The organism is Micromonospora sp. NPDC049060 (assembly GCF_040649055.1).
In the GTDB taxonomy this organism is placed as follows: domain Bacteria; phylum Actinomycetota; class Actinomycetes; order Mycobacteriales; family Micromonosporaceae; genus Micromonospora; species Micromonospora reichwaldensis.
The window spans coordinates 18,307-27,243 of record NZ_JBEZEV010000090.1; the positions used below are offsets into that span (position 1 = coordinate 18,307).

10 protein-coding genes are annotated in these 8,937 nt (G+C 76.6%); 2 read left to right on the forward strand and 8 right to left on the reverse strand.

Annotated elements, in window-relative coordinates; genetic code table 11:
* The first annotated feature begins 84 nt into the window (after positions 1–84).
* Both metF and AB0B83_RS25115 read left to right on the forward strand, forming a co-directional pair.
* Positions 85–1,002: a methylenetetrahydrofolate reductase [NAD(P)H] gene (gene metF / locus AB0B83_RS25110; protein WP_357580217.1), complete on the forward strand. Its 918-nt coding sequence runs from the start codon at positions 85–87 to the stop codon at positions 1,000–1,002.
* A gap of 43 nt (positions 1,003–1,045) precedes the next feature.
* A complete protein-coding gene (locus AB0B83_RS25115) occupies positions 1,046–1,735 on the forward strand; it encodes a CDP-alcohol phosphatidyltransferase family protein (protein WP_357580218.1) in 690 nt (229 codons plus the stop codon).
* A 111-nt stretch (positions 1,736–1,846) separates the two neighbouring features.
* Here the strand turns inward: AB0B83_RS25115 and crtI are convergent, their stop codons facing one another.
* From crtI to AB0B83_RS25155, 8 genes are all read right to left on the reverse strand, one after another.
* Positions 1,847–3,334, reverse strand: coding sequence for a phytoene desaturase family protein (gene crtI / locus AB0B83_RS25120; protein ID WP_357580219.1), 1,488 nt, complete (start codon positions 3,332–3,334; stop codon positions 1,847–1,849).
* A gap of 11 nt (positions 3,335–3,345) precedes the next feature.
* A complete protein-coding gene (locus AB0B83_RS25125; RefSeq protein ID WP_357580220.1) occupies positions 3,346–4,473 on the reverse strand; it encodes a glycosyltransferase family 2 protein in 1,128 nt (375 codons plus the stop codon).
* Positions 4,470–5,426 (reverse strand): carotenoid biosynthesis protein, encoded by a 957-nt coding sequence (locus tag AB0B83_RS25130; RefSeq protein WP_357580221.1) that lies wholly within the window; start codon positions 5,424–5,426, stop codon positions 4,470–4,472. Before AB0B83_RS25130 ends, AB0B83_RS25125 begins: the two co-directional genes overlap by 4 nt.
* Entirely contained in the window at positions 5,423–5,998 is a 576-nt protein-coding gene (locus tag AB0B83_RS25135; RefSeq protein WP_357580222.1) for a GNAT family N-acetyltransferase, read from the reverse strand. The genes AB0B83_RS25130 and AB0B83_RS25135 overlap by 4 nt, the downstream gene beginning before the upstream one ends.
* Complete coding sequence (locus AB0B83_RS25140) at positions 5,995–6,759, reverse strand: monooxygenase (protein ID WP_357580226.1); 765 nt, start codon at positions 6,757–6,759, stop codon at positions 5,995–5,997. The genes AB0B83_RS25135 and AB0B83_RS25140 overlap by 4 nt, the downstream gene beginning before the upstream one ends.
* A gap of 100 nt (positions 6,760–6,859) precedes the next feature.
* On the reverse strand, positions 6,860–7,348 hold the full coding sequence (locus tag AB0B83_RS25145; protein ID WP_357580223.1) for a YbaK/EbsC family protein: 489 nt from the start codon (positions 7,346–7,348) through the stop codon (positions 6,860–6,862).
* A 34-nt stretch (positions 7,349–7,382) separates the two neighbouring features.
* Positions 7,383–8,537: an EamA family transporter gene (locus AB0B83_RS25150; protein ID WP_357580224.1), complete on the reverse strand. Its 1,155-nt coding sequence runs from the start codon at positions 8,535–8,537 to the stop codon at positions 7,383–7,385.
* A 140-nt stretch (positions 8,538–8,677) separates the two neighbouring features.
* Positions 8,678–8,937: hypothetical protein (locus tag AB0B83_RS25155; protein WP_357580225.1), on the reverse strand; the 260-nt coding region annotated here is incomplete at its 5' end.

The following is an 8,937-nucleotide window of genomic DNA, read 5'->3' on the forward strand; positions in this document are numbered from 1 at the left end:
CGGCGGGGCCGGCGGTCGTGCGGTCCTCGTCCACCAGTGTGGGAAGGTCTCGGCCCGGAGGGCCCGGCCCGCTAGAGTCGGGGCGTGGCGCTCGGTCTTCCATCGGTCTTCCCCAATCCGCAGCCGGCGATCGGGGAGCTCATCCGTGACCGCCAGCCGACCTTCTCCTTCGAGTTCTTCCCGCCCAAGACCCCGCAGGGCGAGCGGCTGCTGTGGCAGGCGATCCGCGAGCTGGAGTCGCTGCGCCCGTCGTTCGTCTCGATCACCTACGGCGCGGGCGGGTCGACCCGCGACACCACCGTCGCGGTCACCGAGCGGATCGCCACCGAGACCACCCTGCTGCCGATGGCCCACCTGACCGCGGTCAACCACTCCGTGGCCGAGCTGCGCCACGTCATCGGCCGGCTCGCCGGCGTCGGGGTGCGCAACGTGCTCGCCGTGCGGGGCGACCCGCCGGGCGACCCGGGCGGCGACTGGGTGCGCCACCCCGAGGGCGTGCTCTACGCCGAGGACCTGGTCCGCCTGGTGCGCGACGCCGGCGACTTCAGCGTCGGGGTGGCGGCCTTCCCCTTCAAGCACCCGCGGTCACCCGACGTCGACAGCGACACCGAGCACTTCGTGCGCAAGTGCCGGGCCGGCGCCGACTTCGCGATCACCCAGATGTTCTTCGACGCCGACGACTACCTGCGGCTGCGCGACCGGGTCGCCGCCACCGGCTGCGACACCCCGATCCTGGCCGGCGTGATGCCGGTGACCCAGATCGGCACCATCGAGCGCTCCACGCAGCTCTCGGGGGCGCCCTTCCCGCCGGCCCTGGCCGAGCGGTTCGCGAAGGTCGCCGACGACCCGGAGGCGGTGCGCCGGCTCGGCGTCGAGCAGGCCAGCGAGATGTGCCGGCGGCTGCTCGACGAGGGCGTGCCGGGGATCCACTTCATCACCCTCAACCGCTCCACCGCCACCCGCGAGGTGTGGCAGAACCTCCAGGTCGACGCGCGGGTGTGACCCCGGTGCCGCGACACCTGAGCGGCGGTGCGACGGTTGTTCCGTGGTGGGCACACAGCTGAACTGGGACGAGTACGCCACGGCCTGGGCACGGCTGCACGGGGGCTTCGACCCCCGGGCGGCGGCCCCCGTCGTCCGCGCCTGGCTGCGGTTCGCCTACCACGTCGGGTTCGTGCTGGGCCGGCTGCGGGTCGGCCCGACCCCGGTCACCGTGGTCGGCGTGCTGCTCTGCGCCTGCGTGCCGCTGTTCGCCGTACGGCCGCAGGACGGCCCCTTCCTCGCGGCGCTGTTCGTGCTGCTCGCCGCGGTGGCGGACAGCGTCGACGGCGCGGTGGCGGTGGCCACGAACCGGACCACCCGGCTCGGCTACGTCTACGACTCGCTGGCCGACCGGCTCGGCGAGGTCGCCTGGCTGGCCGCGTTCTGGCTGGTCGGCGCGCCGGGGACGCTCGTCGTGACCGCCGGCGCGCTCTCCTGGCTGCACGAGTACGTCCGCGCCCGGGCGGTCTCCGCCGGCATGCGGGAACTCGGCGCGGTGACCGTGGGGGAGCGCCCCACCCGGGTCTCGGTGGCCCTGGTGGGGCTGCTGCTGGCCGGGCTGACCGGGCTGATCGAGCCGGACCTGGCGGCGGGCACGATCACCATGGCGACCGCCGTCTGGGTGCTGTTGGCCGGGTTCGGCCTCGGCCAGCTGCTCTCCGCCGTCCGCCGCGCCCTGATCGACGCCGGCTGACCGCGCACCGGCCCGTCCGGACGGCCTCTGGCCGGGGTGCCGTGGTGTGAGGAAGGGGCCCTTCCGCTACCTCAGGCGTTGACAAGGTGCCCTTCCTTACACCCGAAGGTGCTACCAGGCGGGGCCGATGTCGTCGGCGACGATCTGGGCGGAGAGGGTCACCATCGGCAGGCCACCGCCGGGGTGGCTGGAGCCGCCGACCAGCCACAGCCCGTGCGCCGGGCCCCGGTTGGCCGGGCGCAGCAGGCCGCCGGCGGTGCCGTAGATCGATCCGCCGGGCGCGCCGGTCGCGTCGTCCAGGTCGGCCGGGGTGCGGACCTCCCGGAACACCAGCCGGTCCCGCACGTCGACGCCGCGCTCGGCCAGCACGTCGAGGACCCGGTCGGCGTACGCCTCGGCGAGGCCGGGCCGGCGCCAGTCGACGGCACCGGTGGCGGTGCCGTGCCGGGGTGCGTTGACCAGCACGAACCACGCCTCGTGGCCGGCCGGCCGGACCACCGGGTCGTCGGCCACGGTGACGAAGACGGTGGGATCCGCCGCCGGCCGGGCCCGCACGCCGCGCCCCGGGTGGCCGAAGACCGCGTCGAACTCGGCGTCGTAGTCGCCGGGGAAGAACACGTTGTGGTGGGCCAGCCCGGAGTCCCCGGTCAGGCCGAGCAGCAGCACGAAACCGGCCAGGCTGCGGTCGGTCAGCCCGGCCAGCCGGCGCGGGCTGGGCAGCAGGTCCCGGTAGAGGGTGAGCGCGTCGACGTTGGCCACCACCACGTCGGCGGGGACCGGGGCGGTGACGCCGCGCAGGCGTACGCCGTGCACCCGCCCGCCCGCGGCGTCGATCCGGGTGACCGTGGCGTCGGTCCGCACGACCACGCCGAGGTCCAGGCAGCGGGTCAGCAGCGCGTCGGCGAGCGTGCCCAGCCCGCCGCGCAGGTACCAGCCGCCGAAGGTCAGCTCGGCGTAGGGCACGGCGACCAGCGCGGCCGGCGCCCGGCGCGGGTCGGCGCCCGTGTAGGTGGCGTACCGGTCCAGCAGCATCCGCAGCTGGGGATCGGACAGGTGTCGCCGGCCCAGCCCGCGCAGCGTCCGGCCCGGGCCGATGGCGGCCAGGTCGCCCAGCCGCCAGGCCAGCGCGGCCAGGTCCAGGGGGGAGTCGATCGGGCGGCGCAGGATGTCCCGGTGCGAGGCCTGCCACACCCGCGCGGCCCGGCGCCACAGCCGCTGCCAGTCCGCGGCGGCCCGGTCGCCGAAGGCCGCGCCGATCCGGGCGGCGAACTCGGCCGGGTCCGCGCACGAGTCGAGGGCCGGGCCGCCGCCGGGGAAGACGTGCCGCACGATCGGGTCCACCGGCGCCAGGTCCAGGTACTCGTCGAGCTTCGCGCCGGTCGCCTCGAACAGGTCGTGGAAGACGTCGGGCAGGGTGAGCAGGCTCGGCCCGGTGTCGAAGTGGAACGCGCCCGCCGGCGTGTCGCGGACGTACCGGCCGAGCTTGCCACCGACGGTGCCCGCGCGTTCGAGCACGGTGACCTGGTGCCCGGTGGCGGCCAGCCGGGCGGCGGTGGCCAGCCCTCCCACTCCGGCGCCGACGACCACGATCCGCGCCATGCCGCGCCTCCCTAGGTGACGGGGCGGCCGCGCCAGGACAGGCGACGCCGCTTCCGCAGATGGTACGACCGCAGGGTCAGCCAACCGAGGACCACGACCGACACGGGGTGTGCCAGCGCGTCGGGCCACCACCGGCCCCCGGTCGCCCGGGCGCTGACCGCCCGCCCGGTGACCCCGAGCAGGTAGGCGGCGAGCGCCGCGGCGGCCACCGTCGGCGCGCCGGCGGCCAGGGCGACGACCGCCAGCAGCGGGGGAGCGGTGTAGAGCAGGAGCAGCAGGGCCACCACGGCGGCTGCCGCGCCCGGGTTGCCGAAGGTCGCCCAGAGCGACTTCGAGTAGCCGTCGCGCAGCTGCGGCCAGTCCTCGTACATCCGGCAGGCGGCCAGCCGCGAGCCGTCGGCGAGGGCGATCCGGCCGCCGGCCCGCTTGACCGCGCGGGCCAGCTCGACGTCCTCCAGGATCTGCCCGGCCACCACGGCGTGCCCGCCGGCGGCCTCGTAGCCGGCCCGGTCCACCACCAGGAACTGCCCGCCGGCGGCGGCCAGCGACGGCCGCCGCGAGCGCTCCATCGCCCGCAGCGGCAGGAAGGTGAGCCACAGCCACTGCAACAGTGGCTGGACCAGCCGGTCGGCCACCGTCGCCACCAGGATCCGGGGGTACGGCGACAGCAGCGTCACCCGCGCGGCGCGCAGCTCGGTGACGGCCGCCGCGACCGCGTCCGGGGCGAGCACCACGTCGGCGTCGACGAAGACCAGCGCGGTCGCCGCGGGGTCGGCCCGGGTGGCCAGTTGCCAGCAGGCGTGCGGCTTTCCCAGCCAGCCCGGCGGCGGGGCGACCCCGTCGAGCAGGGTGACCCGGGGGTCGTCGCCCGCCACCGCGCGGACCACGTCCGCGGTGCCGTCGGTCGACCCGTCGTCGAGCACCACCACGCGCAGCCGCGGCACGCCCCGCTGGGCGAGCAGCGCGCGCAGGCACGGGGTGACCCGCGCGGCCTCGTCGCGCAGCGGCAGCAGCACCGCCACCGGCTCGGTGACCGGCGCCGGCCGTTCGGCCGGGCGGCGCAGCCAGCGGCCGGCGTTGAGCAGGGTGTGCGCGGTCAGCGCGGCCACGCCGAGCAGCAGCGCGAGGACGGCGGTCATGCCGTCGCGTCGACGCCGGGGCGCTGCGGCTGACGGGGCTCGTGCCGGTCGTCGCGGCGGGAGCGGACCAGCGTGACCGCCAGCGGCACGGCGGCCACCGACATGCCGACCGCGCCCCACAGGGCCGAGGCGGGCAGGTCGAGGAAGACCGCGTGGGCCAGCACGCTGGAGAAGTACGTCCACAGCCAGAGCGCGAACATCGGGCCGTCCCGCCCGTCGGTGGTGGCCACGGCGGGCCCGGCCAGCGGGCGCAGCGCGCTCATCATCAGCACGGCGAAGAGCAGCCAGCCCAGGTAGTTGCTCACCGGGATGCCGGGCAGGCCGGGCAGTGCGGGGGTGGCGTCCCGCCAGACCCAGTAGCCCTCGGCCACCATCTGCGGGTCGAGGAAGAGGTCCCAGGCGGCCAGCCCGACGGCGGCCAGCGCGATCCGCCGGACGGGGAACCGCCCGCCCCGGCGCCCCGGCCCGTCTACGGCGCCCGGCCCGTCTACGGCGCTCGGCCCGTTCCCGGCGCTCGGCCCGTCCCCGGCGCTCGGCCCGTTCCCGGCGCTCGGCCCGTCCCCGGCGCTCGGCCCGTCCCCGGCGTCGCCGCCGGTCAGCCGGGTGGCGGCCAGCCAGGCCGGCCAGGCCATCCAGGTCCAGGCCAGCGGGATGATCAGCGGCACCCCGGCCAGCTTCGGCCCCAGCTCGCCGGAGTAGTCGTAGCTGCCGAACGGGAAGCCGGTGGCCACGCCGAGCGCCTCGATGGCGAACCCGCCGACCGTGGCCACCGCGACCAGCGCCGCCGCCGTACGCGGGCCCCGGCTGAGCAGCGCGTGGCCGACCGAGAGCAGGTAGCCGAGCACGACGGTGGCGACGGTCAGCCGGGCCCGGGTCTCCCCGGTGGTCAGCGGGTAGCAGATCTGCGCCAGCACCAGCACGGCCAGCAGCGCCCAGGACAGCCGTCGGGTCATGGCACGGGCCGGCCGGGCGGGGTGGGTGACGAGGGCTCCAGCGGCAGGTCCCGGCCGAGCACGCCGAACGGGCGCTCGTCGCCGGGGAAGTGGAAGTCGCGCAGGACGTCGGCGAAGCCGAACCGGCGGTACAGCCGCCAGGCCCGGGACTTCTGTTCGTCGGCCTCGGGGGTGGAGAGCAGCGTGGTCGTCCCCTCCGCCAGGCTGAGCAGGGCCCGCAGCTGCCGCGCGCCCAGGCCGTGCCCCTGCGCGGGCGGGCGGACGTGCAGCTCCACCACCTCGAAGCAGTGGGTCAGCCAGCGCTGCCGGGTCGCGGCGTCCAGTGCCCGCCAGACCTGGTCGTGCCACCACTGCCCGGAGCCGCCCAGGTAGCCGTAGCCGAAGCCGGCCAGGTGGCCCTCGCTGGTCAGGCTGGCGACGGCGCGGAAGCCGGGCCGGCGTACGTGGGTGGCGATGTAGCCGCGTCGGGACTCCAGCAGCTCAGGGCGGTAGCCCATCGCCTCGCCGTAGACGGCCACCACGTCGTCCAGCCGTCGGACGAGATCGTCCGGCGTCCACCGCACCAACCTCATGCCCGTACACCCTCCGCCGCTCCCGGGTCGCCGTCCGCGACCCACCCCAGCACCGCCCGGTCACCCACCACGTCGCGCACCTCGAACCGCGCGAAGAGTTCCTCCGCGTACCACCCCTCGGTGGGGGTCCGCATGATCGCCGCCCGGTGCTCCGGGTGACGGTACGCGAACGCCACGAGGTCCGCCGGGGCGCGCCACACGCTCACCGTGCCCTGCCAGCCCAGCGGGGCCTCGCCGACGCCGAAGCGGGCCAGCAGGCCGGGCGCGGCGTGCAACGCGGCGGCCACCGGTGGGATCGCCCGCCAGAAGGTGGCCGCCCGACGGGGCCGCAGCCGGGCCCGGGTCAGCGCCAGCACCGGGCCGGTGACCCGGCCGCCGGGCGGCTCCCCGAACGGCCGGCGCCCCGACCACTCGCCCCGGCTGCTCAGCGGGCGCAGGTCGACCCGGACGGACGCGCGGGCGATCCGCGCCCAGGCGCGCCCCACCGGCGAGCCGTCGAAGCCGGCCGCGGCGGCGGGGGAGTCCCACACGGTCAGCGCCGCCCACCGGGTGAGGTCGGCGTCGCCCGGCCCGAAGCCGGTGCCGGTCCCGGTGCCGAGCAGCTTGCCGAACCGCACGCCGGGCACGGCCCGCAGCCGGCGGGGGTCGAGCGCCATCCGGGTCAACGCCCGGGGCAGCGCGGCGCGGGAGGTGCGCCACACGTGCAGGGTGACCAGCTCCGGGACGTCGGCCCCCACGCTCCGCTCGCTGCTGAGCCCCATGGTTCGCTCGCTCCGCTCGCTCACGCCACCGCCTCGCTCCGCTCCACGGCGGCGCGAGGCGCCACGCTGCTGAGCCCCATGGTTCGCTCGCTCCGCTCGCTCACGCCACCCCGGTCGGGACGCCGCCGGTGACCCGCAGCAGCTCCGGGTACGTGGTGGGGAAGACCGCCTGCGGCACGCCGCCGGCCGCCCAGATCTCCTCGTACGACTCCAGGGCGGTGTCCACCAGGGTGCGCAACGGGCGCGGGTGGCCGACCGGGGCGACCCCGCCGATCACCTGCCCGGTGTGCGCGCGGACGAACTCCGGGGTGGCCCGGCGCAGCCGGCCGACCCCGATGGACGCGGCCAGGCCGGCGGTGTCCACCCGGTGCGCGCCGGAGGTGAGCACCAGCAGCGGCGCGCCGTCCGCCTCGAAGACGAGCGAGTTGGCGATCTGCCCGACCGCGACGCCGAGCGACTCGGCGGCGGCAGCGGCGGTGTGGACCGCGTCGGGCAGCAGGCGGACGAGGCTCGGCGCGCCGGATCCGTCCCGGGCGCCCGCGGCGTCGAGCACGTCCTGCACCGCCCGCACGTTCGGGTGTGGCTGCATGTCGACCATTCTTCCCGGTACGCCGGTCGGCGGCTCAGCCGGCCGTGCCGGACCCCGGCCGGGCGGGGCGGGGCGCCGTCCGGCCGGCTCCGGGCGGGACGGTGGCGGCGTCCGGGGCGGGCGGCACGGTGCCCTGGGTGGGCGGCCCTGTGTCCGGGGCGGGCGGCCCGGTGGCGGCGTCCGGGGCGGGCGGCCCTGTGTCCGGGGCGGGCGGCACGGCGTCCGTGGTGGGTGGCCCTGTGTCCGGGGTGGGCGGCGCGGTGGCCCGGGCCGGGGCGACCCGGGCCGTCTCGGCCAGCGCGACGCCCACCAGCACCAGGAGCCCGCCGGTGAGCTGGGCGGTGTTGAGCGCCTCACCGGGGCCGATCACGACCCAGGCGACCGCCGAGGCGAGCACCGGCTCGGCCATGCCGATGATCCCGACGCTGGTCGCGGGGAGGTGCCGCATCGCCCCGGCCACCAGCAGGTACGGCGCGATCGAGCCGAGCACCACCGTGTACGCGCAGAGCAGCGCCACGGGCACGCCCCCCTCGGTGTCGGCGGCCAGCGGCTCCCAGCCGCCGGTGCCCGCGGTGACCGCGCGGGTGAGCAGGCCCGCCACGGCGGAGGCGCCGAACGCCCAGGTGCACAGCGACAACGTGTCCCGGCGCGCCGTTCCGTGTGCGCCGAGCACGTAGTAGGCGGCGAGGAAGACCGCGGCCCCGAGACCGGCGAGCACGCCGAGGCCGTCCAGCTTCAGCTCGCCCCACACCTCGGCCACGCAGCCGAGGCCGACCAGGCTCAACGCCAGACCGGCCCAGAGCCGCGGGCGCACCCGGTGGCGCTGACCGAACCGGGCCCAGAGGGCGACCAGCAGCGGGGCGGTGTACTCGAACAGCAGCCCGATCCCGACCGGCAGCCGGGAGATGGCGACGAAGTAGAGCATCGGTACGGCGAAGAACCCGGCCAGCCCGTACCCGATCAGCAGCGGCAGCTGGCCGGGGGTGGCTCGGAGCCGGCGGGCCCCCGGACGCAGCAGCACGCTCAGCACCAGCAGCCCGGTGACGGCGCCGACGGCGCGCAGCAGGGTGAGCTGCGGGGCGTCCAGGCCGGCGCGGAGCACCAGCTTGGAGACGGTGCCGTTGACGGCGAAGAGCCCGGCCGAGGCGAGCACCATGGCGACCCCGAGGACGGGGCGGGGGGTGGTCACGGGCGGAGGCTACCGCCGCGGCCCTCTCCGCCGCCGACCGCGGTGGCGTACGCCCGGAGCCGGCACCTGCGTACGTCGTCCGAGGTCCGCGCGTCACACGTTGCATTTTCGTCGGAGGGAGGGTGTACTGTCAGCAGCAGTTAGAACGAGTGTTCGATTGCCTCGAACGCCCGTTCCAACCATCCGGGGCGGTGTTTCGCGGCGCGGCTCCGGCGGTGCGGCTCCGCGGGCCGCACCTGGGTCCCGGGCAGTCGCGAGTCCGGGCCCGTCAGGCAGGAGCGTCGCCCGCCGCCCACGACCCCCGGCTTGGCGACCTCGTAAAGATCGGTCTCGGCGAAAAACCCGGTGTACGACATCAGACCCTCGTAGACCGCGCCGAGCTGGTTGATGCCCAGCTCCG